The organism is Streptomyces sp. SID13726, assembly GCF_010548375.1.
Classification (GTDB): domain Bacteria; phylum Actinomycetota; class Actinomycetes; order Streptomycetales; family Streptomycetaceae; genus Streptomyces.
Map to the genome: position 1 here is coordinate 1 of NZ_JAAGLY010000200.1, position 569 is coordinate 569.

At 73.6% G+C, this 569-nt stretch carries 1 protein-coding gene; it reads left to right on the top strand.

Features of this window, described 5'->3' with window-relative positions:
* Positions 1–172: 172 nt before the first annotated feature.
* The gene (locus tag G3I78_RS47150; RefSeq protein WP_164436769.1) at positions 173–553 is read left to right on the top strand and encodes an RNA-binding S4 domain-containing protein; all 381 of its coding nucleotides are present in this window, start codon (positions 173–175) and stop codon (positions 551–553) included.
* Positions 554–569 lie beyond the last annotated feature (16 nt).

A 569-nucleotide genomic window follows, 5' to 3' on the forward strand; every position in this document is an offset into this window, starting at 1 on the left:
GCCCATGATGAGGCCGATGAGGATCCACCCGATGAAGCTCATCCCTGTCTCCGTTCTCTGGGGGACGAAACGGTCATACGACGTAACTGCCCCGTATGCCTGACTTCACGGTGGCACGGGGTGAGGCGGTTCGCACGCCGGGCGGCGTCCGCGCGGTCGTTAGGCTCGGGGGATGGCGACGACCGAGGCGACGAGCGCGCGCGTCGACAGCTGGCTCTGGGCCGTGCGGGTGTTCAAGAGCCGCTCGCAGGCGACCGCGGCGGTCAAGGCCGGCCACGTGCGGGTCAACGGCGAGCGCGCGAAGCCGGCGACGAGCGTCAAGGTCGGCGACCGGGTCGTCGTCCGCGGCGGCCCGGCCGAGCGGATCCTCGTCGTGGAGAAGGTGCTGGTCAAGCGCGGCTCCGCGCCCCTGGCTGCACAGGCCGTGATCGACCAGAGCCCGCCCCCGCCCCCCAAGGAGCTCACCGTCCGCGTCGCCGTCCGCGAGCGCGGCGCCGGCCGCCCGACAAAGCGCGAGCGCCGCGACCTCGACCGCCTCCGCGGCCGGGGCTGAGGCCGGCGCACCGAGG